The following is a 23,385-nucleotide window of genomic DNA, read 5'->3' as shown; positions in this document are numbered from 1 at the left end:
AATCCGGAAAGCAACCGGGAATGTTTGCCGTCGCGCTTCGCGACGACCCGAAGACTAGCGCCATCGCTCCCCGCCGGGTGCTACCAGAAAGTGCCGCAACAAGGGCATCAATCCCCGCCCGGAAGGACTCTTCACCGGCGGTCGAGGGCACCGTCCAACACATTCCGATACCCCTGACCAGCCGAAATCAGGCGGGCATCCCCGCAGCGCGTTCTCGTTCACCATCGCGGCGGAGATATCAATCACAACGCGGACGGACGAGCTGGCGGTGGACTCTCGCCGGACCCCGGACCCCGGCACGCGGCACGCGGCGCGGCTGCGCCGCACACCATGATGTGGCTGTGACCTACGACGTAGCTGTTTGGCGGCATGCCGGTTCCCCAACCGACGAGGAGGCTGCGGCCGAGTACGAACGCCGGTGCAACCAGTCCGAGCAGCGATGGGAGGCGGATGCCCTCGAACCGGCCTGCCCCGAGCTGGTCGAACTAATTCGGCGCATGCGCGCCGAGTTCCCCCAGCAGGAGCCGATCTGGGAGGGCCCGGCTGATGGCGATCTGGCCAGCCAGGCCGACGGCGAGTTCATCTACATCACGATGTCCTGGGACGGTGGGCCGGACGTGGTCAGATTCATCGCCGGCATCGCTCGTTCCCTCGGCCTGGTCGTTTACGACCCCCAGGACGAAGCGGTCCTGAGCTGAGACCTCTCGGAGCGAACGAGACCGCATCCCCGGCGAGCCGGGGACGGGGGTGGCACGAGCTGGCCTTTCGGGGACGAAAGACAGGCCCCGGGCCGGTGGGCGGCTCCTGCTACCGGCCCGGGGTCGCACGTCTTCGTCCGCGACCGTTCGGGTGATTGCCATTTCGGGTCAGGACGAGGGCATCCAGTCGGGGCGGCGGACCAGTTCCACCCCGATCAGTTCGATCCGGGCGGCGTCGTCGTCCAGGACCACCACGTCGCACAGGGCGTGGATGTTGTCGATCTCCCTGGCGGTGACGACGCTGCGGGCCTCGCCGGTCATCAGGCCCGGCCGGTGGATGCGGCACTCGCGGACGGCGACGGGCAGCGCGCCGCCGAGCACCCGCCAGGCCCACAGCCCGGCGAGCTGCATGCCGCCGTCGAGGCCGGCGACGTCGAAGTACCAGTCGTCGAGGCCCCAGGCCAGCTCGGTCACGCCGACGACGGACCCCTCGGCGCCGTGTTCCGACATCCCCTTGAGCCACTGAATCGCCTGGAAACGCGGGCCGTGGAACAGCGCGTCGCTGCGGTAGATCAGGTCCCGGCACTTCGACACCTCGGCCGCCTTCTCGGCGAGGCCGTCCGGCGTCGGCCACGCCGACGACGGCACGGGCTGCGGCTGCGCGGGATCCAGTTTCGCCTGGTAGTGGGGCATGCCGTCGGCGTCGTCCAGGCGCAGGACGGGTAGCGGCGCCGCCGCGGCCCCGGCCCCGGGATTCGGCGGGTCGTCGCCGCGGCGTGGGGCCTCGGCCTCGGTCACGCTGACGTACAGCTCGTGCCCGGTGTCGGCCAGGCGCGGGAAGGCGATCTTGCGTAGGACCCGCAGGTCGCGCAGCACCATCCCGGCCTCGCCGTCGCCGCGCAACGCGCGGGCGCCGCGGGCGAGCCAGTCCAGCGCCATCGCGAGCGGAAGCACCGCGATGTCGGCGGGACTGTGGTCGGTCAGCCAGGGGTGGGTGCGCTCGTGCACCGAGAGCTGGCCGAGAACCCGCCGGGCGCCCGCCGGCCCGGACCCCCCGCCCGCCGGCCCGGACTCGGCGCCCGCGAGGCTGCCCCCGGACGTCCCGACGCCGGACGTCCCTGGGCCGGACGTCCCTGGGCCGGACGTCCCTGGGCCGGACGTCCCTGGGCCGGACGAACCGGAACGGCCGTCGGCGGAGGCGCCGAGTGCTTCCGGGCCGCCTGCGCCGAGCAGGATCCGTGGCTGGGTCCCGGCGCTGTGTGCACCGGTGATCTCGTCGACGAACGCCGCCGCGCCCTGGGCGAGCGGGAGCGCCGGCACCCCGCGGCTGGCGAAGACCTCGGCGAGCAGCGGCCCGACCATCCCACCGGCCCAGGGGCCCCAGGCGATCGAGCGCACCAGGCAGTCCGGATGCGCAGCCCGGTAGGCGCCCGCGACCTGGTCCAGGGTCGCGTTCGCCATGGCGTAGTCGGCCTGCCCGGCGTTGCCGAACCAGCCCGCCACCGAGGAGAACAGGCACAGCAGCTCCACGGGGTCGTCGGCGAGCGCGTCCAGCATCGTCCGCAGGCCCCGCACCTTCGTGTCGAACACCCGGTCGAAGGCGTCGTCGGTCTTGTCGGCGAGCAGCTTGTCGGCGAGCGTGCCGGCACCATGGACGAGCCCGCTGACCGGCCCCCAGTCCGCCCGGACCTCCTCCAGGGCGCGGGCGACCGCGTCGCGGTCACGGACGTCCACCGGCAGGTAACGGGCCTGCGAACCGGCGCGCCGGAGGGCGGCGAGAGTCGCGTGCACCTCCCGCGCGGCCAGGATCTCGCGCGCCTGCGCCCGCAGCCGAGCCGGGCCGCTCGCCGCGTCGTCGTGCTCGGCCAGCAGTCGCACCAGCGACGGCTCGTCGGTCGCGGCCACGAGCCCGGGCGGCTCGTCGAGCAGGGGCGTGCGGCCCAGCAGGACCAGCCGCGGCTGGCAGGTCCGGGCCAGCTCGATCAGGGACGCAGCCGTCACGCCGCGGGCGCCGCCCGTCGCGACGATCACCGCTCCGGGCGCGAGCCGCAGCGGGTGCGCGTCCGCCGGCTCCGGCGGGGCCGGCGCCACCCCCGCGACGAGGCGGGTGCCGTCGGCGCGCAGGCCGACGACCGGGGTCATCCCGCCCTGCCGCAACTCGTGGGCGACGGCGGCGGCGAGCGACGCCGGGTCCCGCCCGGCCCGTTCGCAGTCGATCGCCCGGACCGCGGCGTCCGGCCATTCCGCGGCCGCGGTGCTGGCCAGCGCGGCCAGCCCGCCGAGCCAGGCCCGCGCCCCCTGCCGACCGTCGAGGCCGAGGTCGCCGCCGGTGTCCTGCACGGTGACGAACAGCCCGCCGTGCACCGCCGGCGACAAGGCCATGGCCCGCGCCCAGCGGAAGGCGTCGCGTTGCCGGTCGAGGGCCTGGTCGACGGAGTCGGCGGCCGCCAGTCCCCCGAGCAGAATCACCCCGCCGGCGTCGGCGGGCAGCCCACCCGGCGCCCCGTCCGGCCCGGCGTTCGGCGGGCCGTCGGTGACGACCGCGCCGATGCCGTGTCGGTCGAGCTCGGCGCCGAGCGCGGCCCCGAGCCCGCTGCCGCCGTCGAGGATCGTCAGCGGCCGCGCGCCCAGCCCCAGGGGAGCGAGCCCCGCGGCCGGGACCGGCCTGACGGCCGGCACGAGCCGGGTCAGCGGCGGCCAGCCGGTGGCCCCACGTGCGGAGTCGGCCGGAAAGGGGGCATCGGCCGCCACACCCGTCGAGCCCGGAGCCGGGGTGGCCGCCGCAGCTCCCGGCGAGTCCCCGGTGGGATGCTCCGCGGGGCGCTCGGAGGGGTGCTCGGCGAGGTCCGGGATGGCCGCGGCCGCCGCCGTGCCGGGCCCGGTCGGATCCGGCCCGGTCGGTGCTCCCGCCGCCGGTGGCGGCTCGTCTGCCCGGTTGCGCATGAGGTCGACGACCTCGCCGAGGGTGCGCAGCGCGGTGAGCTGGGCCAGGGCGTCGCCCTCGCTGATGTCGACCGCGATCTCGCCGACGTGCTGGCGCAGCGCGGAGAGGATCTCGACCTTCTTCAGCGAGTCGATGCCGAGGTCGCCCTCCAGCTCCATGTCCATCGCCAGCGCGGAGACGGGGTATCCGGTGCGCTCCGCGACGACGTCGAGCAGCAGGGCCTCCAGCTCCTCGACACTGCGTGGCGCCGACGCCGGCGCGGTCTCGCCGCCGGCCGGGGCCGGGTCGTCGGCAGGTGAGCCGCCGGCCGGCTGATCGGCAACGCCAGGAGCTGGCGCAACGGACGCGCGGATGCCCTGTGCCACCACCGGTGGCACAGCCTCCGTGGCGGAGGCGGGAGGCGCAGCCGTCGAGTCTGCCGCCGGCACCGCGGGCGGCGCCGTCAGGGCCTGAACAGCCTGGGCCGGTTCGGCCGGCTGGAACGGGGTGCCCGTCGGCGCTTCCGGTGCCGGGGGCGTCGTTGCCGGTGCCGGGGCCGGGGCCGCGGTTGCGGTCGCGGTCGGGGCGGCGGTCGCGGTCGCGGTCGGGGCGGCGGTCGCGGTCGGGGCGGCGGTCGCAGTCGGGGCGGCGGTCACGGTTGGCACCGGCGGGGCCACCGGTGCCAGCGCCGCGGGGTTCGCCGTCGGGACGGCCGGCAGGTATCCGGCGGTCGAGGGAACGTCCATGGCGGGTGCGCCGGCCAGCTGCGCGCAGATGGCCTCCGTCGTGCGCAGGAACTCCACCTGCGCCTCGGTCATCAGATGCTGGTACGCGGCCTGGACCTGGGCGGTCTGCCGGTGTGCCTCGACGAAGGCGGTCCACCAGCCCGGCCCGGCGACGACGTCGCCCACCAGCGCCGGCTCGGGCGACGGCGCGACCGTCGGCCCCTGCGCAGTGCCGACCGGCACGCCGGCGGAGGGCGCCATGGGCACCGACCCCGCGGCCGGGGGCGCTGCCATCGGCTCCGCGGCCGTCGCGGCCGGCATCGGCTCCGCGGGCGACGGCTCGGCAGCCGCCGCGGCCGGCATCGGCTCCGCGGGCGGAGGAGCGAGCGGAGGCGGGGGCGTCGGCTCCGCGGGCGGTGGTGCGGGTGTCGAACCCGCGGCCGGCGGCGCGGACGCCGGCGGTGCCGCCGGGGTCTGCGTGGCCCACGACGGCGCACCGGCTTGCTGCGGCGGTCCTGCGATCGGTGCCGTCGGTGCCGTCGGTGCAGTCGGTGCCGTCGGTGCGGTCGATGCGGTCGATGGCGACGGTGCGGTCGATGGCGACGGTGCGGTCGGCGCGGTCGGGATCGCGCCGTCGACCGGCGCCGTGGCTGGATGCACGGCGGGGACGGTGGGACGCGGCGGGGCGGCAGTGTCGTCGGCCGCAGCCGGGGCCGGCACCGCCGGGGCGGCCACCGCGGCGATGGTCGCCGCAGACGCGGCCGCCGGGAGGGTGGTCGCGGCGGACCGCACCGGGTGTTCGCCGTTGGGCGAGGGCTCGTCCAGGGGCGGCGGGTAGTTGCGGCCGTAGTTGGATCCGTCGATCCGCATGGTCATCACCGGCTTCCGGCGCCGCCCACCGGTGGGGGCGGGCGGCGGGTCGTCGAAGGTCAGCCGGGCGCCCTGGACGGCGAGCTGACCGAGCGCGGACTGCAGCATGGCGTCGCCGTCCTGGCCCCGGCGGTCCAGGCTGATCGCGAGGTGCTCCCGGCCGTCGAGGATCTGGTTGACCAGGCCGGTGAGGGTCCCGCCGGGGCCCACCTCGACGAAGGTCCGCACGCCGTCGGCGTACATCGTTTCGATCTGGTCGACGAACAACACCTGCGCGGTGAGCTGGTCGACGATCCGCTCCCGGATCAGCGCCGGGTCGGTCGGGTAGGGCCGGCCGTCGGAGCCCGCGACGACCTCGCAGCGCGCCGGGTGGATCTCGATGCCCGCGAGCACCTCGCGCAGCGGATCGCGGGCCGCCGCGACCAGGGGGCAGTGGAAGGCGGTGGCCGTCTCCAACCACCGGGTGGCGATGCCCTCGGCGGCGAGCTTGCCCTGGACGGTCTCCAGCGCCGCCGCGGTGCCGGACAGCACGAGTTGCCTCGGGGCGTTGTGGTTGGCCACCCAGACATCCCGGTCGGGCAGCCCGTCGAGGGCCGCCGCGACGTCGTCCTGGGCGGCGACGGCGGCGAGCATCCGCCCGCCAGCCCGCTCGGTGGTGGTGCGCAGCAGCTCGCCGCGCCGGCGGGCGAGGACGATCAGCGACTCGGCGTCGAGGACACCGGCGGCGCACAGGGCCGTCAGCTCGCCGAAGCTGTGTCCGGCCACGCAGCGCGGGCGCACCCCGTAGCCGGCGAGGACGGCGAGCAGGGCGAGCGAGTGCAGCGCGATCGCCGGCTGCGCCCATTCGGCGGCGGTCAGCGTGTTCTGCCGGGCGGCGCGCTCGGCCTCGTCGAAGGTCGGCGGTGGGAACACCACCTCGTGCAGCGCCGTGCCGCCGAACCGCAGGCCACCGAAACGGTCCCAGATCTCCTGCGCGGCGGGATAGCGCAGCGCCACGTCCGTGCCCATCCCGACGTACTGGCTGCCCTGGCCCGGGAAGAGGAACGCCGGCGGGGCCGCGGGCGGCGGCGGCACGGGCGGGATGCCGGTGCCGGACTCGCCGGTCGTGGCTGCGCCGGTCGTGGCCGCGCCGGTCGTGGCTGCGCCGGTCGTGGCTGCGCCGGTCGTGGCTGCGCCGGTCGTGGCTGCGCCGGTCGGGACTGCGCCGGTCGGGACTGCGTAGTGCAGGCCGCGGGGATTGGTGAACGGCTCCCGCGGCCGCTGGCCGATCAGGTTGGCGGCCTGGTCGATCCGGGTGCCGAGCTGCTCGGCGGAGTCCGCGACCAGGGCGAGGCGGACCGGGCGGCGAGCGTCGAACGCGCGCCGGCTGGCCCGCGCGATCCCCGCGGTGGGCCGGGAGGTGTCGATCGCCCGCAGCGCGGCGACGATCTGCTCGGGTGTGTCGGCGCCGAACAGGACCAGTTCGCTGCCGGCGGCCCGCGCCAGGCGATGCCGCCGGACGCGGCCGGCTCCGGATTCACCGGACGCCGCGGACGCGCCGTTGCCACCGGAGCCGCTGATGACGGCGGCGGGGGCCTCCTCCAGCGCGATGTGGAAGTTGATGCCGCCGAAGCCGAAGCTCGACACCGAGGCCCGCCGCGGGTGGTCCGCGGGGCGCACCCAGGGGCGGCAGACGGTGTTGAGGTAGAAGGGGCTGGAATCGAGCGAGAGGTCGGCGTTCGGTTCCGTCACCTTGATCGTCGGCGGCAGGGTGTGGTGGTGCAGGGCGAGCACGGCCTTGAGCAGCCCGGCCGCGCCAGCCGCCGACTTCGTGTGCCCGACCTGCGACTTGACCGAACCCAGCGCGCACCAGCGGTCGCCGGTGCGTTCGGCGTCGCCGAAAACCTCGGTCAGCGCGGTGACCTCGGTGCGGTCCCCGACGACGGTGCCGGTGCCGTGGGCCTCAACGAGCCCGACCGTCTCCGGCCCGTAGCCGGCGTCGGCGTAGGCGGCGCGCACCGCCCTGACCTGGCCGCCCGGCGCCGGGGCGTAGATCGCCGCGCCGCGGCCGTCCGAGGACGACCCGATCCCGCGGATCACCGCGTAGATCTTGTTGCCGTCCCGGCGGGCGTCGTCGAGGCGCTTGAGCGCGACCATCGCGACGCCCTCGCCGAGCAGCGTGCCGTCGGCCTGTGCGGAGAAGGGCCGGCAGTCCTCCGTCGGCGACAGGGCCGGCGTCTTGCAGAAGCTGACGAACGTGCACGGGTTGTTCAGGGCGTCGACGCCACCACTGATGATCATGTCGGCGCGACCGAGGACGAGTTCGTTCACGCCCGCCGACACCGCGGCCAGGGAGCTCGCGCAGGCGGCGTCCACGGTGTAGTTCACCGCGTGCAGGTTGAGCCGGTTCGCGACCCGGCCGGCGACGATGTTGCCCAGGCCACCGGGCAGGGTGGCCTCCTGCCACTGCGGATAGTCCTTGAGCACGTGGTCGCAGATGCCGCGGGCGTCGGTGTCGGAGTAGCCGAGTTCACGCAGCGCCTTGAACCACATCGGCCGGCCCAGGCGCAGGTCGATCTCGCTGAGCAGTTCCAGGTTGCCGCTGCCGAGGATGCAGCCGATGCCGCCGCGGTCGGCGGTGTCGTACTCGTCGCCCAGGGCGTCGCGCAGGGTCTGGTCGGCGACCTGCAGCGCGAACAGCTGCGCCGTGTCGGTGGCCGGGACGGTGCTCGGCGGGATGCCGAACTCGGCCGGGTCGAAGTCGATCGTCGGCAGGAACGAGCCGCGACGCACGTACGTCTTGTCGATCGCGGCCGGGTCCGGGTCGTAGTAGTCCTCGACCAGCCAGTGGGAACGCGGCACCTCGGTGATCAGATCCTCGCCGCCGACGATGGAGTTCCAGAACCCGGCGGCATCGGTTGAGCCCGGCATGATGGCGCCCACTCCGACGACCGCGATCGGCGGTTGGGGCGGGGAGTCCGTTCGTCGCATGGTGTCCGTGTCTCCTTCCGGACCGGCCGGCCCTTTCCGGGTCTACCGGCCGCGAGGTCAGCCGTCGGCGCCGAGCGCCAGCCGCCGTGGGGGGAACTGAGCGACACCCACCGGCACCCCGAAGCTGCGCACCTGATGGGCGCGGGTGACCACCGCCGCTCCTTCGAGAAGGTTCAGGGCGATCTGGACGACGCCGCGCTCCGCCGCCTGCGCGAGGAAGCTGCCGCTGATCCACCGGTTGAACGCGCCCATCGCCGGGCCGCACCAGATCTGGTAGTCGGTGCGCCGGCTGCGCTCGCCGGCGAGCGCCCACCGGCCGGAGTTCCCCAGGTACCACCGGAACACCAGCGCCATCCGGTGCTTGGCGTCGTGCAGCGCCCGCTCCACCTGCACGGGGTCGCGTTCGACCCAGTACGCCGCGGTTCGGGCCCACACGTCGTCCAGGGACATGCCGAACAGGTCGCGCTCCAGCTTCGCGCGCAGCTCGGGGGCGAGCTGGTCCAGGCTGTCGTGCCGGCGGTAGGCCTCGAACAGCAGCCCGGCACGCGGTGCGAACATCGACCCGCGGCGCAGCACCTGCACCTTGGCGCCGAGCTCGAACATGTCCGCGGCCGGCGCGAGCGCCACGTCGGCCAGGTCGGCGCCGGCGAGCATCGCCTTGGCGTCCGCGGACTGGCCGGACTCGACGCTGACCTGGTTCACCGAGCCGGTGAGCACGTAGGCGGCCCCGAGCGCGAAGGCCGCCGCGACCGCCGCCGGCGTGCCGAGACCGCCGGCCGCGCCGACCCGCACCGGCCGCGGGTAGTCGAACCGGGCGACGACCCGGTCCCGCACGGCCTGCACGGCCGGGACCACGACGGCCATCGGCCGGCCGTCGGTGTGCCCCGCACTGTCGGCCTCGACGGTGATGTCCTCGGCGATCGGCAGACCGGCGGCGAGCTCCGCCTCCGCCGCGGTGATCTGCCCGCCGTCGACCAGCGCCCGCAGGATCTCTCCCGGCGGCGGCGACATGAACTGTTCGGCCACCTCGGGCCGGGAGATCTTCGCGAACACCCGGGTGCGGCGCTCGACCCGGCCGTCGGGCGTGCGGCGCAACCCCGACGCCGCGCAGCGGACCACCGCCGGTGTGATCGACATGAACGCCGACGCCGACACGCACGGCACCCCGTGGCGCAGCAGCAGGGCGGCGGTGGTGTCCTCCAGCGCCGGGTCGCCCGGCGAGTGCAGCAGGTTGACCCCCCAGTTCGGCTGGCCGGCGAGCGTGCCGGCGAGGGTGACGACGGCCTGCTCGATCCGGTCGAGCCCCAGGCCGCCCGAGCCGAAGAAGCCGAGCATCCGGGCGCGGGCCATCGCGGTCACCATCGCGGTCGTGGCGATGCCGGTCGCCATCTCCCCGGCGATGTACGGGAAACGCACCCCGTGCGCCGCCGCGAACGAACGGTCGCCGAGCCACTCCGGGTACAGGGCGGGCAGGGTGCCCACCACCACCGGGGCCGCGGGGTCCCCCGCGCCGACGTCGCCGCCGAGACCGAGGCCGACGCCCCGGCCGGGCACGGCCAGCAGGTGCACCGGCTCCCGCACCGCGCGCACGCAGGCGGCCAGCTCCGGTCCGGTGAAGGCCGCCGGGTGCGGGCCCGCCCGCCAGGTCGGCACCGACATCGGCCCACCGTCGGATGCACCCGACCGGGGCTGGCGCGCAGGCGGCCGGCGCAGCGCCGGCACGGGAACGCGGCCGCGCTGCGGCGGGCGCGCGACGCGGGCCGGTCGAGGGGTGACGGTCATCGTGCGCCCCCACCCAGGGCGGACCTGACCTGGGCGGCTTCGACCCGCGGCGCCGGGTCTGTTCGCGCGGCCGGGTAGGTCCGCCCGGCGGGACCGAGCGGCGCGGCGGGATCGGACCTAGCGGCGGGATCGGGCCGAGCGGCGGGGGCGAGGCGGGTCGTCGGGTCGTAGGCGGACAGGGCACGGGACAGCAGGTCGGCGGCGAGCACATCGCCCGGGGCCAGGTCCATCTCCGCGATGCCCAGGCCGGAGAGCAGGTAGTCCCGGTCCACGAGCGTCTCGGCGAGCCGCTCGCCCAGCGCCGTGCGGGTGCGGGTGTCGTCGAAGACGTGGCGGTGACGCAGGTACATGAGGAACCCGGGCACCGCGCCGATGATCCGTTCCAGTGGCGTCGGATCGGCCGGGGGCTGATCGACGAGCTCCACGCGCACCGGCAGGAAGCTCTCCAGCAGGTCGACGGGCAGCGACACGGGCAGGTCGCGGGTGCTGACGATGTGATAGGTGGCCGTCGCGCCGGGCGGCGGGCGCTCGGCGAGGCGCACCATGTCCCGCACGGCGTCCTCGACGGCCATCACGTTCCAGCGAGCCTGTGGGTCGCCGACGACCCGCACGGTCTGCACGACCGGCTCCTCGGCGTCGGCCAGACCGCTCTCCACGGCCATCGAGGCGATCGTGAGCATGAAGCGGGCGACCGCCTCCATCGTGTCCGAGGGCCGGTCGGGGTGCGGCGGGCGATGGCTGACCAGGACGCTCGGGCGGAACACCACGACCGGCCGGCCGCTGCCGGCCGACCACTCCCGGACCGCGACCTCCGCCTCGTACTTCGACTGCTCGTACGGGCTGGCGAAGCCCCGCGAGGCGTCGAGCTGGTCCTCGTAGACGACCGGGTCGGGTCGCAGGCCGGCCACGAACGCCGTGCTCACGTGGTAGAAGCGCGGCCGACGTCCGCCCGCCGCCGCCAGCGCCAGCATGTTCCGGGTGCCGTCGACGTTGACGTGCCGCAACTCGGCGAGATCACCGGCGAGCTTCGTCTGGGCGGCGCTGTGCCAGACGGCGTCGACGCCGTCCGCGATCCGTCGGAAGTCGGCACGGTCGAGGCCGAGAAACGGCTCGGCCACGTCCACGTCGACCACCGAGATCCGGCGGGGAAGGTCGTCGATCAGCCGAGGACTGGCTCCGGTGGCCCGCAGGAACCTGGCGAGCCGGTCCGCGGCGTCCCCGGAGCCCGCATGGGCCAGCACCGTCAGCGACGCATTCCGCTCGAGAAGTTCCCGCACCAGATGCACACCCAGAAATCCGGTTGCCCCGGTGATTGCGATCTCCACGAGAATTCCCGCCTCCTGGTCGACGGCGTCCATCCGGCCTGTCCGCGAGGCACCGCGGCCGGACCGGGACACCGCGCATCCTCCGCACACGTCGGACCGCTGATGGAACGTGCGACGCGAAAGCGGTCACCCGGAATTTGGTGACAGTGCGTCGACGTCAGGGACGCGTATCGCGACCGCCGGGGGACATGCCGATGCGATCCACCGCACAGCGGGTGGTCAGGCCCTGCGTTACGGGGTACCCACCCTGAGTCGCGATAACAGTGCGTCCTTTTCCGAACCGCACCGGACACCCGGATCGGGTGACTTCGCCAGACGGCGGCAGGCAGGCGGCCGGTGGCAGGCAGGCGCTCACGGGCAGACGGGCAGACGGGCCGGCGAACGCTGCGGGGCCTGCGCGGGGCGCCGCGCGCCGACCGGCGGGTGGGCCGGTCGGCGCGGAGGGTGCGTCAGACCGCGGAGAAGGAGACCTCGGTGGACTTGATCAGTGCGGTGACCGGCGTGCCGGGCTCGAGCTTGAGCTCCTCGGCCGCCGCCCGAGTGATCGCCGCCGTGAGCTCCACATCCTTGCCGACCTTGATCCTCGCGACCGACATCGCTCCGCCGGAGTCGAGCCCGACGAGCGTACCCGCCAGCTTGTTCCGGATACTCAGCCCCGACACCTCGGTGGTCGCCACCGCGATGTCGGTCGACTTGATGAGTGCCTCCACGGCGGTGCCGATGCCGATACCAAGATCCTTGATCGCGTCCATCGTGACCGTGGCCGCGAGCGACAGGCCGCCGGGAATCTCCATGGTGACGGTTCCCATGACCGAGCCGCTGACTATCTCGGTAATAATTCCGGTGAATCGGTTACGAATACTAAGGATCATGAATCGACCTTATCTAGCCCATGTATCGGACGAGTTGCATGACGACGGTGTTACCCGAGTCACCCGACCGTCTTCCGACCGTTCGGACAACGTCGCGACCGGCGAATACCCTCGAACCCCGGGGTCACACTGGGGTCCATCGGACCGTCCGTCCCGGCCAACCGGACCGCGCCCACGGACCCTTCTTCCCATATCGGACCGCATCTGCGTTTAAATTGCTAGGATCCAACCGTAGATGCGGCTGAACGCCGGGCCGCCGGGTGGCCTCAACCCGTGGTCGCCTGGCCCCGACGAGGAAGGGGCGGCGGATGTCCGCGCAGCTCAGCGCCGCTACGACCGCGGCGCACCACCTCGTCGCGCGTCCCACCCCGCCGGGACGCCGCCCGCCGCCCGCCACCTTCGGGCCGCCCGGCGCGGGCCCGTATCGAGCCGTCAACACGAATGACAAGCAGCCGCCGGTCCCCGCAAAGAGCCGGAAACCTGCCGGTCAAGAGCCTACCGGCACCTCCGTTCCAGCCTTTGCCCGCAGACCCGACGCGCATTCCGAGCAGAGTAGGTATCTGACGTGTCCTGGAGCGGCTCCGCGCACTCCCATGAAGAGACGACCGAGTGGCTCTCGCGAGTCGAGAAGGTCACTCCCGTCCTGGTTCGGCACCGCGAGCAGGCCGAGCGGGAAAGGGTGACGCCGGCCGCCGTCATCGCCGCGCTACGGGATCAGAACATCCACCGCATGTGGGTGTCCCCGTCCTTCGGTGGCGGCGGAGTCAGCGTCCGGACCGGCTCCGCCGTCCTGCAGGCGCTCGCCCGTGTCGACGCCTCGGTCGCCTGGCAGATGGGGGTCCAGGGGGTCATCTCCCGGATGTCGGACTATCTGCCGGAGCAGGTCGCCTGCCAGCTCTTCCAGGACAGCGACGGGCTCGTGGTCGGCGGGATCAACCCCTCCGGTCAGGCCGAGCCGGTGCCCGGCGGCTACCGGCTGCGGGGTCGCTGGTCGTTCGCGAGCGGATCCACCCACGCCGACTGGCTCGTCTGCGCCTCCCTGGTCACGGAGGGCGACTCCCCGGCCGACGGCCTCGCGGGGGGCGATTGCGCGCCGGCGGCGACCGCGCCGACCCGGATGCTGTTCGTGCCCGCCGGCGTGGTCCGCTTCGACGACGACTGGCACACGACGGGCCTGCGAGGGACGGGAAGTGTCAGCTTCACCGTCGACGACCAGTTCGTGCCCGAGGAGTTCACCGTCGACGGCGGGCTGCTGCGCCGCCCACCGGCCGCCCGCCCCTCCCGCGGCTACCCCATCGCCTACTACGACTTCGGGCCGTTCACCACGGCGTCGACGATTCTCGGCATCGCCCAGGACGCGTTGAGCGCCTTCCCGGGCATCGCCGTGGGCACGGTCCCCGCCCGGGGGACGCAGACCCTGGGCACCAGCCACACCGTCCAGGCCGGCCTCGCCCGCGCCGCGGCACTGGTCCGCTCCGCCGAGCTGCTGTTGGAGGACGCCGCCCACCATGCCAGCCTGCGCTGCCTGATCGGCGGGGAGGAGCTGTCCGCGCTGATCAGACTGGCCGCCGCCACCGTCGGCGAGAACACGGTCAAGGCCGTGGACAGCCTGCACAGCATGGCCGGCACCCGCGCGCTGGGCGCGGGCGGGCGGCTCGACCGCTGCCTGCGCGACGTCCACAGCGCGGCCGCGCACATCACCCTGTCGCCGACGAACTTCGAGATGGTCGGCGCCTACCTGCTGGGCGGCTCGCTGCTCATGCGGCGTTGACGTCCTCCCCCGCCCGAGGCTGCGGGCAGGGGACCGCGAGTCCTGCACTTCACCGCGAGGGTCCTACACGTCCACTGCGAGACGTCCACTGCGAGGGAGAGGTGCGCAATGGTCAGATTCCCGATGACCCAGAGCCCGCCGGCTCGGCCGGGGCTCACGCCGCGACGGCGCCGGGAGCTCCCGAGCCGGCCCACCGGCCCGAGTGGTCGCGGCCGGGGACGGCGCGATGCCACTCGGCGGCGGCGTCCGTAGTCCGGCCACCTCAACGCGGCAGGAGCCGGGCCGGCACGTCGACCAGCCGTGAGCGGACATACTCGCCGAGCCCCTTGGCCTGCGGGTCGGGCCTGGTCGCCGCGGCCACGCCGTCGCCGAGCAGGCCGACCACGACGACGTTGAGCGCCCGCAGGTTCGCCAGCTCGTAGCGGTGGATCGTCAGCCCCCGCGCCTCCGGGACCAGCTCGGCGAAACGCGCCGCGGTCAGCTCGGCGGCGAGCCAGGCGTAGGCGGCGTCGTCGCGGGCCCAGAGCCCGACGTTGGCGTTGCCGCCCTTGTCCCCGGACCGCGCCCCCGCGAGCAGCCCCAGCGGCACCCGGACCAACCGATCGCCCCCCGCGACGGCGCCCCGCCCCGCGACGGCCGACGGCCTCGGCAGCGGTGGGATGCCGACGGCGGGCGGCGCCGACGGGCTGTGCGGGACGACGATCTGCCGGCCGTCGTCGAGGACCACGCGCTGCTCGACGGCGTCGCGGTGCACCAGCGTCGGCCAGTACACGCCGTAGGCGCTGGCCTCGGTCGGCGGGGTGGTCGTGTGGAAGCCCGCGTAGCCGCCGAGGGCCAGCGCCGTCGTCGCGTCCGAGAACCGCCGGCCGACCCGGGCCGGGTCGCGGTCCTTCACCGTGATCCGCAGGTGCGCCGTGGCCAGGGCGTTGTCGTCGGCGTCGGGCCGGTCGAACCGCAGCAGCCGCACGTCCGCCTCGTCGACGGCGCCCTCGCCGCCGAGCAGGTCGAACAGCTCCCGGCGGGCCCAGGTGGCCTTCTCCTCGATGTCGAGGCCGGTGAGGACGAGCGTCATCGTGTTGCGGTACCCACCGAGGCAGGTCATGGCGACCTTCAGCGTGTCCGGCGGCGGGCTGCCCCGGGTGCCGGACAGCCGCACCCGGTCCGGGCCCTGCTCGACCAGCCGGATCGTGTCGAAGTGGGCGACGACGTCCGGATTCGGGTACGCCGGCTGCGCGATCTCGTAGAGCAGCTGGGCGGTGACGGTCCCGACGGAGACCAGCCCGCCGGTGCCGGGATGCTTCGTGATGACGCTGGAGCCGTCGGCGGCGACCTCCGCGATCGGGAACCCGGGATAGCGCCGGTCGGTGATCTCGGCCAGGAAGGGGTAGTTCCCACCGCACGCCTGCGGCCCGCATTCGATCACGTGCCCGGCCGCGACGGCGCCGGCGAGGCGGTCCCAGTCGTCGCGGGCCCAGCCGTGCCACCAGGCCGCCGGCCCGACGACGAGGGAGGCGTCGGTCACCCGCGGCGCCACCACGACGTCGGCGCCCGCGGCCAGCGCGGCGGCGATGCCCCACCCGCCGAGGTAGGCGTTGGCGGTCACCGGCGGCCCGCCGTCCGCGGCGAGCCCGGCGAACGGCCGCCCGGTGTCGAGGTGGGTGAGCGGCTCGCCGGCCGCTCGCAGCTCGTCGAGCCGGCCGACGAGGTCGTCGCCGGTGATGTGGGCGACCCGCGGGGCCAGGCCGAGGCGCCCCGCGACCGCGGCGACCTGCGCGGCGAGCCCGGCGGGGTTGAGCCCGCCGGCGTTGACCACGATCCGGATCCCGCGGTCCAGGCAGGTGCCGAGCACCTGTTCGAGCTGGACGAGGAAGGTCCGCGCGTAGCCGGCGTCGGGGTCGCGCCGGCGCGCCTTCCACAGGATCAGCATCGTGAGTTCGGCCAGGTAGTCGCCGGTGAGCACGTCCACCGGGCCGCCGTCGACCATGAGCCGGGCGGCGTCGATCCGGTCACCGTAGAACCCCGAGCAGTTCGCGATGCGCACCGCCCGCCGCGGCGTCTCGGGGGTCATCAGCGGCCGGTCCACACCGGCGGGCGGCCGTCGCGGAACGCCCGCGGGCCCTCCTGCGCGTCGTCGCTGAGGTAGACCGGTTCCCAGAGCCGCTCCGCCTCCCGGTACGCCGCCGACAGCGGGAGTTCGGCGAGCAGTCCGACCGTGCGCCGGGCCGCGCGCACCGACAGCGGCGCGTTCGCCGCGATCGTCGCCGCGAGCTCGCCGGCCCGGCCGGCCAGCTCCGGGCCGGGGACGACCTCGTTGACCAGGCCGAGTTCGTGGGCGCGCCGCGCGGTCAGCGGCTGACCGGTCAGCAGCATCTGCATCGCGATCCGCGGCGCCAGCAGGTAGGGCAGCGGCGCGGCCCAGGGGGCGCCGCGGCCGACCCGGGCCTCGGTGACGGCGAACCGGGCGGTCTCGGCGGCGACCACGAGATCGCAGCACTGCGTCAGCAGGAACCCGCCGGCGTAGGCGGCCCCGTTGACGGCGGCGATCACCGGCTTGTCGACGTCGATGTTGCGGCCGAGCTGCGGCAGGTAGTCCGGCGGCGGCACCCGCAGCCCCTCCCCCGCCATCTCCCGCAGGTCGCCGCCGGCGCAGAAGGCCCGGTCCCCGCTGGCCGTGAGCACGCCGACAGCGGCGTCGGCGTCCGCGCCGAGCCGGGTGAACGCCTCCCACAGCCCGGCACGCACCTCGGCGGACAGGGCGTTGCGGGTCTCGGGGCGGTCGATCGTCAGCCACGCGACGGGTCCCTCGCGGCGGTAGCCGACCGCCGTGGACGTCACGGCGCCACCGCCCCGGCCACGACGGCGCCGACCGGCTCGACCGGGCTGATGACCGCGAGGATGTCACCGCCGCCGACGGCCTGCCCGCGCCGGACGTCCAGCGTGCTCACCACCCCGTCGTGCGGCGCGACCACCGGATGTTCCATCTTCATCGCCTCCAGGACGACCACGACGTCACCGGCGGCCACCGCCGCGTCCCGCGCCACCGCGACGCGCACGACGGTGCCCGGCATGGGAGCGGCCAGCGACCCCGCCGCCGCGGCGGCACCCGGCTCGACGAACCGGGGGATCTCGTCGACGGCCGTCGACGCGCCGCGGCCGTCGAGGTAGACCCGCGACCCGACCCGGTGCACCGCCACCGTGGCCCGGACGCCGTCGACGGTGAGATCGACCCCGTCCGGTCCGACCCGGTGAACACCGACGTCGTGCGCCCGCCCGCCGACGCTGACGTCGAGACCCCGGCCCCGCCACCGGTAGAGCACCTCGACCTCACCGGCCGTGCCACCGGCCGTCCCGCCGCCCGTCACCGTGTACACGGCGCGTTGCGGCTCGCCGGGAACGTTGCGCCAGCCGGGGGGCAGGCCCGGCAGGACCGCCGCCGCCCGGCGCTGCGACGAGGCGGCGACGGTGGCCGCGATGAGATGCGTGGCCAGCACGTCCCCGCCCACCGCGGGCGCGCCGAGCCCGACGAGGTCCCACCGGTCGAGGAAGCCCGTGTCGAACTCGCCGGCCCGAAACCGCGGGTCGCGCAGCACGGCCACGAGCAGGTCGCGGTTGGTGGCGATCCCGTGCACCCGGGTCCGCGACAGCGCCCGGGCGAGCCGGCGCAGCGCCTCGTCACGGGTCGCCCCGTGCGCGACGACCTTCGCGATCATCGAGTCGTAGTGGACGCCGACGACGGACCCCGCCGCGACGCCGCTGTCGACGCGGATGCCCGGATCGGTCGGAACCTCGAAGCGGTGGATCGTCCCGGCGGCCGGCAGGAACCCGGCGCCGACGTCCTCGGCGCACAGCCGGGCCTCGACGGCATGGCCGGTGATCCGGGCGGTGCGTACCTCGGCCGGCAGCGGGGCGCCCTCGGCGACCAGGAGCTGGGCGCGGACCAGGTCCAGGCCGGTGATCTGCTCGGTCACCGGGTGCTCGACCTGCAGGCGGGTGTTGACCTCCAGAAAGAAGAAGCGCCCGGCACGGTCGAGCACGAACTCGACCGTGCCCGCGCCGACGTACCCGATCGCGGCGGCGGCGGCGACGGCGGCGGCGCCGAGCCGCTCGCGCAGCCCGGCGTCGACCACGGCGGACGGCGCCTCCTCGATGATCTTCTGGTAGCGCCGTTGGATCGAGCACTCCCGCTCGAACAGGTGCACCACCTCGCCGTGGGAATCCGCGAAGACCTGCACCTCGATGTGGCGGGGCCGGTCGACGAGATGCTCCAGGAACACCGTCGGGTCGCCGAACGCCGACGCCGCCTCGCGCCGGGCCGCCGCCACCGCCGCGGCGAGTTCCGCGGCGTCCCGGGCGATGCGCATCCCCCGCCCGCCGCCGCCGAAGACGGCCTTGACCAGCAGCGGGAATGTCAGGCCCGCCTCGGCGGCGACGGTCCCGCCGTCGCGGCCGGCGAGCAGGGCCTCGTCGACGACCAGGCCGGGCAGGACCGGCACCCCGGCGGCGGCCATCAGCTCTTTCGCCCGGGTCTTCGACCCCATCGCCTCGATCGCCGCCGGCGGCGGTCCGACGAACGTCAGGCCGGCGGCGGCGCAGGCCCGGGCGAACGCGGCGTTCTCGGCGAGGAAGCCATAGCCGGGGTGGACGGCGTCGGCCCCGGTGCGCAGGGCGGCCTCGACGAGCAGGTCGGCGCGCAGGTAGGTCTCGGCCGGCGTCGCGCCGGGCAGCGCGACGGCCTCGTCCGCGGCGGCGACGTACGGGGCGTCGGCGTCCGGATCGGCGTGGACGGCGACGGTGGCGATGTCCATCGCGTGCGCGGTCCGGATGATCCGCGCGGCGATCTCGCCCCGGTTGGCGACGAGCAGCCGGCGGATCGGGCGCGTCGGGCCGGTGGGTGCTGGGGGGCCGATGGGCGCTGGGGGGTCGGTGGGACTCACGGCGGTCACATCCTGAAGACGCCGTAGCCACGGCGTCCCTCGATCGGCGCGGAGTGCGCGGCGGACAGGGCGATGCCGAGCACGGTGCGGGTGTCCCGTGGGTCGAGCACGCCGTCGTCGTAGAGCCGCCCGCTCATGAAGAACGCGTGCGACTCGGCCTCGATCTGGCGTTCGATCGCCGCCCGCCGCTCGGCGTCCGCGGCGGCGTCGAAAGGCCGGCCGGCGGCCTCGGCGGCGGACTGCCCGACGATCGACAGCACGCCCGCGAGCTGGGCGGCGCCCATGACGGCGCAGCGGGCGCCGGCCCAGGCGAACATCAGCCGCGGGTCGAAGGCCCGCCCGGACATGCCGTAGTTGCCGGCGCCGAACGACGCCGCCATGGTGATGGTCAGGTGCGGGACGCTGCTGTTCGTCACGGCATTGATCATCTTGGCGCCGTCGGAGATGATGCCGCCGCGTTCGTAGGCGGTGCCCACCATGAAGCCGGTGGTGTTCTGCAGGAACAGCAGCGGGGTGTCGACCTGGTTGGCGAGCTGGATGAACTCGGCGGCCTTGCACGCCTCGGCGCTGAACAGGATGCCGCCCGCGTTGGCCAGCACCCCGACGGCGAACCCGTGCACCGACGCCCAGCCCGTCACCAGGCGGGTGCCGAACTCCGGCTTGTACTCGCCGAACCGGGAGCCGTCGACGACGCGGGCGAGCACCTCCCGGGGGTCGAACGGCAGCCGCAGGTCGGCCGGGGCGATGCCGAGCAGCTCGTCGGGGTCGTAGAGCGGCGGGTCGGCGGGCAGTTCGGGCCCGCGACCAAGCTTGCGCCAGTTGATCTCGGACAGGATCCGGCGGCCGATGCGGATCGCGTCGCGCTCGTCGACGGCGACGTGGTCGGCGAGCCCGGACACCCGCCCGTGCATCGCCGCCCCGCCGAGCTCCTCGTCGTCGGCCTGCTCGCCGGTGGCCATCCGCACCAGCGGCGGGCCGCCGAGGAACACCTTCGCCTGGCCGTCGACGAGGACGGCGTAGTCGCACATCCCGGGCACGTAGGCGCCGCCGGCCGTCGCGGTGCCGAAGACCAGGGCGATCGTGGGGACGCCGGCCGCCGACAGCGCGGACAGGTCGTGGAAGATCCGCCCGGCCCCGACGAACAGGTCGGCCTGGCTGGGCAGGTCCGCACCACCGGACTCGACGAGGTTCACCACGGGCAGCCGGTTGCGCCGCGCGATCTCCAGCGCGCGCAGCGTCTTGCGCAGCGAGTGCGGGTTCATCGCGCCGCCGCGGACCGTCGGGTCGTGGCCGATGACGACCACCTCGACCCCGGACACCACGCCGATCCCGGTGACGACGCTCGCCCCGACGGCGAACCCGCTGCCCCAGGCGGCGAGCGGGGACAGTTCGAGGAACGCCGAGTCCCGGTCGAGCAGCAGCTCGATGCGCTCCCGGACCAGCAGCCGGCCGCGGCGACGGTGCCGGTCGCGGTAGCGCTCGCCGCCACCGTCGCGGGCGGCGGCGAGCTGCTCGGACAGGTCGGCCAGGAGTCCGAGCTGCGTGCGCCGGTTGGTCCGGTACTGCCCGGAGCCGGTGTCCAGGCGGGAGCGCAGGACCGTCCCCTCGGCGACGCGGGGGTGCGCCGCGCCCGGGCCGGGCGTCGTGGTCGTCCCGCCGACGGTGGTCGTCCCGCCGACGGTGGTCGTCCCGCCGACGGTGGTCGTCCCGCCGACGGTGGTCGTCCCGCCGACGGTGGTCGTCCCGCGGATGGTGGTCGTCAAGGTGTCGTCTCCTCAGTACGAGCGGGGCAGGCCGAGACCGTGCTGGGCGACGTAGTTCAGGATCATCTCCCGGCTCACCGGCGCGATCCGCAGCGTGCGGGCCAGCCCCCACAGCGGCACCAGGCCGTACTCGGCCGACATCCCGTTGCCACCGTGGGTCTGGATGGCCTGGTCGACGGCGGCCAGCGCCGCCTCGGCCGCCGCGTACTTGGCCGTGTTGGACGGCTCGCCGGCGGGCAGCCCCCGGTCGTGCGCCCACGCGGCGCGGCGTGTCATCAGGGCGGCCAGCGAGGTCTCGATCCGCGCCTTGGCGAGCGGGTGCGCGATGCCCTGGTAGGCGCCGATGGGCTGGTCCCAGACCCGCCGGTCGCGGGCGTAGGCCACGGCGCGGTCGAGGGCGTACCGGGCGATGCCGACGCACAGCGCGGCACCGGTGATCCGTTCCGGGTTCAGCCCGTGGAACACCTGGCGCAGGCCGTCGCCCTCGGTGCCGACCAGCGCGTCGGCCGGCACCCGCACGTCGTCGAGGAACAGGGTGAACTGTCGTTCGGGCAGCTGGGCCGCGACCGGCAGCGGGTGCGCGGTCAGCCCGGGGGTGCGGGTCGGGACGACGAACAGCGACAGCCGGGCCCGCCCGGTGCCCTCGTCGACGCCGGTGCGCGCCACCACGAGGACGGCGGCGGCCTCGTCGAACCCGGAGATGTAGTACTTCTGGCCGCTGAGCAGCCAGTCGTCGCCGGCGCGGCGCGCGCTCGTGGCCAGGCGGTGGGTGTTCGACCCGGCGCCCGGCTCGGTGATCGCAAAGACGATCTTGTGGCTGCCGTCGGCGAGGCCGGGCAGCCAGCGTTCCCGCTGGCCCTCGTCGCCGAACCGGGCGATCACCTCCCCGGAGATCGCCGCCGAGACCAGCAGGAGCAGCAGCGGGCAGCCCGCCGCGGCGCTCTCCTCGCACACGGCGGCGAGCTCCACGATGCCGCCGCCGCCCCCGCCGTAGCGCTCGGGCAGGTTCACGCCGAGGTAGCCGGCCTCGGCCAGTGCGCCCCACGCCTCGGCGGTCGGCGTCCGGGTCGCCGACCGCTCGGTGTAGTAGGCGCCACCGAACGGTTTGATGATCGCGGCGACGGTCTCGCGCAGGGCCGTCAGCTCCGCGGTCTCAGCGAAGTCCACCGTGGTTCCCTTCTGGTGACGCGCCAAGCCCTGCCGGTGACGCGTCAAGCCCTGCCGGTGGCGCGCCGAGCCCTTCTGGTGGCGCGCCGAGCACCAGCCCGAACGCCGGCCGGTTCGCCAGGCCGCCGGCCCGGTCGAGTGTGATGATCTTCTGCTCGGTGTAGGCGTCGAGCGCGTCCGGTCCACCCTCGCGGCCCAGGCCGCTCTGCTTGGTCCCGCCGAACGGGTAGGCGGGGTGGATGACGTGCCAGTCGTTGACGTAGACCATCCCGGCGTCGAGCCGGCGGGCCACGTCGAGCGCGCGGGCCTCGTCGGCGCTCCACACCCCGGCGGACAGGCCGTAGTCGCTGTCGTTGGCCAGCGCCACCGCCTCGTCGACGGAGTCGTACGACAGCACGGTCAGCACCGGGCCGAAGACCTCCTCGCGGGCGATCCGCGCGGTGGCGGCGGCGCCGGTGACCACGGTGGGTTCGACCCAGTACCCGACGTCGAAGCCGGGTCCGGTCGGCGTCGCCCCGCCGAGGGCGATCGTGGCCCCCTCGGCGCGGGCGGCGGCCAGGCGGCCGAGGATCCGGTCCCGCTGGCCGGCGCTGATCACCGGTCCGACGTCGGTCGCCGGGTCCAGCGGGTCGCCCAGGCGCAGGCCCTTGGCGCGGTCCACCAGGGCCTCGACGATCTCCGCCTGCCGGGCCGCCGGCACGAGCAGGCGGGTGCCGGCCTCACACGCCTGCCCGTTGTTCGCCAGCGCCGCGTACAGGGCACCGTCCACCACCAGCGGCAGGTCGGCGTCGGCCAGGATGATGTTCGGACCCTTGCCGCCCAGCTCCAGGGTCACCCGCTTCACCGTGCCGGCGGCCGCGCGCAGGATGGCGCGCCCCACCTCGGTGGAGCCGGTGAACGCCACCTTGCGCACCGTCGGGTGCGCGGCGAGGTGGGCGCCGACCGGGTCGCCGTCGCCGGTGACGACGTTGAGGACGCCCGCCGGCAGGCCGGCCGCCGCGAACTCGGCGGCCAGCTCCAGCGGCAGCAGCGGAGCGTGCTCGTCGGGCTTGAGCACGACGGTGTTGCCCGCGGCCAGCGCCGGGGCGACCTTCCAGATCGTCACCAGCAGCGGGATGTTCCAGGGCACGATCGCGGCGACGACGCCGAGCGGTTCGCGCCGCAGCAGGCCCGCGGTGGGCAGCGGGTCCATCGCCGGGCCGGGCCGCTCGAACGCGTACGAGCCGGCGAGGTCGGCAAGGTAGCGCAGGTGCGCGATCGACAGGCCCAGGTGCAGGGCGGTGCTCACCCGGATCGTGGCGCCGTTCTCCCGGCTCTGCAGCGCCGCGAGCTCGGGCAGCCGCGCCTGCAGCCGGTCGGCGACGCGGTGCAGCAGCGCCGCCCGCTCGGCCGGGGGGGTACGTCGCCAGTCCCCCGCCGCGTGCGCCGCCGCGGCGGCGTCGACCGCCTGGTCGACGTGCGTGATCCCGCCCCGCGCGGCGGTCGCGACGAGCTCGCCCGTCGCGGGGCTGCGCAGGTCGTACCGGTCGGCGGTGTCGACCCATCGTCCGGCGATGAACAGCGGGTGGTGCGGTACGCCCATCGT

Annotated in this window: 12 protein-coding genes; 2 read left to right on the top strand and 10 right to left on the bottom strand. The window is 74.9% G+C overall.

Annotated features, from left to right (window positions below):
- Positions 1–341 precede the first annotated feature (341 nt).
- Positions 342–698, top strand: coding sequence for a hypothetical protein (locus FRAAL_RS07255; RefSeq protein ID WP_011602864.1), 357 nt, complete (start codon positions 342–344; stop codon positions 696–698).
- Positions 699–866: 168 nt separating this feature from the next.
- On the opposite strand, the gene FRAAL_RS34665 is transcribed toward FRAAL_RS07255, so the two are convergent.
- From FRAAL_RS34665 to FRAAL_RS07235, 4 genes are all read right to left on the bottom strand, one after another.
- Positions 867–8,186, bottom strand: a complete 7,320-nt coding sequence (locus FRAAL_RS34665) for a type I polyketide synthase (RefSeq protein WP_011602863.1) — start codon at positions 8,184–8,186, stop codon at positions 867–869.
- A gap of 57 nt (positions 8,187–8,243) precedes the next feature.
- The gene (locus FRAAL_RS07245) at positions 8,244–9,845 is read right to left on the bottom strand and encodes a PfaD family polyunsaturated fatty acid/polyketide biosynthesis protein (protein ID WP_041938965.1); all 1,602 of its coding nucleotides are present in this window, start codon (positions 9,843–9,845) and stop codon (positions 8,244–8,246) included.
- 119 nt (positions 9,846–9,964) lie between these two features.
- Positions 9,965–11,326, bottom strand: coding sequence for an SDR family oxidoreductase (locus FRAAL_RS07240; RefSeq protein WP_050997036.1), 1,362 nt, complete (start codon positions 11,324–11,326; stop codon positions 9,965–9,967).
- Positions 11,327–11,742: 416 nt separating this feature from the next.
- Complete coding sequence (locus tag FRAAL_RS07235) at positions 11,743–12,165, bottom strand: TOBE domain-containing protein (protein ID WP_011602860.1); 423 nt, start codon at positions 12,163–12,165, stop codon at positions 11,743–11,745.
- Positions 12,166–12,730: 565 nt separating this feature from the next.
- Here FRAAL_RS07235 and FRAAL_RS07230 point away from each other — a divergent pair.
- Positions 12,731–13,936, top strand: a complete 1,206-nt coding sequence (locus FRAAL_RS07230; protein WP_011602859.1) for an acyl-CoA dehydrogenase family protein — start codon at positions 12,731–12,733, stop codon at positions 13,934–13,936.
- Between the two features lie 262 nt (positions 13,937–14,198).
- On the opposite strand, the gene FRAAL_RS07225 is transcribed toward FRAAL_RS07230, so the two are convergent.
- Genes FRAAL_RS07225 through FRAAL_RS07200 form a run of 6 tightly spaced genes read right to left on the bottom strand, consistent with a single transcriptional unit; the run spans position 14,199 to position 23,382 of the window.
- On the bottom strand, positions 14,199–16,004 hold the full coding sequence (locus tag FRAAL_RS07225; protein ID WP_011602858.1) for an acyclic terpene utilization AtuA family protein: 1,806 nt from the start codon (positions 16,002–16,004) through the stop codon (positions 14,199–14,201).
- On the bottom strand, positions 16,004–16,771 hold the full coding sequence (locus FRAAL_RS07220; RefSeq protein ID WP_011602857.1) for an enoyl-CoA hydratase-related protein: 768 nt from the start codon (positions 16,769–16,771) through the stop codon (positions 16,004–16,006). The genes FRAAL_RS07225 and FRAAL_RS07220 overlap by 1 nt, the downstream gene beginning before the upstream one ends.
- Positions 16,768–18,870 (bottom strand): ATP-binding protein, encoded by a 2,103-nt coding sequence (locus tag FRAAL_RS07215; RefSeq protein WP_011602856.1) that lies wholly within the window; start codon positions 18,868–18,870, stop codon positions 16,768–16,770. The genes FRAAL_RS07220 and FRAAL_RS07215 overlap by 4 nt, the downstream gene beginning before the upstream one ends.
- 5 nt (positions 18,871–18,875) lie before the next feature.
- Positions 18,876–20,633, bottom strand: coding sequence for an acyl-CoA carboxylase subunit beta (locus FRAAL_RS07210; protein ID WP_011602855.1), 1,758 nt, complete (start codon positions 20,631–20,633; stop codon positions 18,876–18,878).
- A 12-nt stretch (positions 20,634–20,645) separates the two neighbouring features.
- Positions 20,646–21,800 carry an acyl-CoA dehydrogenase family protein gene (locus FRAAL_RS07205; RefSeq protein WP_041938964.1) on the bottom strand — a complete coding sequence of 385 codons (1,155 nt, stop codon included), beginning with the start codon at positions 21,798–21,800 and terminating at the stop codon, positions 20,646–20,648.
- Positions 21,787–23,382: an aldehyde dehydrogenase family protein gene (locus tag FRAAL_RS07200; protein WP_011602853.1), complete on the bottom strand. Its 1,596-nt coding sequence runs from the start codon at positions 23,380–23,382 to the stop codon at positions 21,787–21,789. The genes FRAAL_RS07205 and FRAAL_RS07200 overlap by 14 nt, the downstream gene beginning before the upstream one ends.
- Positions 23,383–23,385 lie beyond the last annotated feature (3 nt).

It is taken from the genome of Frankia alni ACN14a (assembly GCF_000058485.1).
Classification (GTDB): domain Bacteria; phylum Actinomycetota; class Actinomycetes; order Frankiales; family Frankiaceae; genus Frankia; species Frankia alni.
The sequence above is the reverse complement of the archived record's forward strand: the minus strand, read 5'-3'. Positions and strand labels throughout refer to the sequence as shown.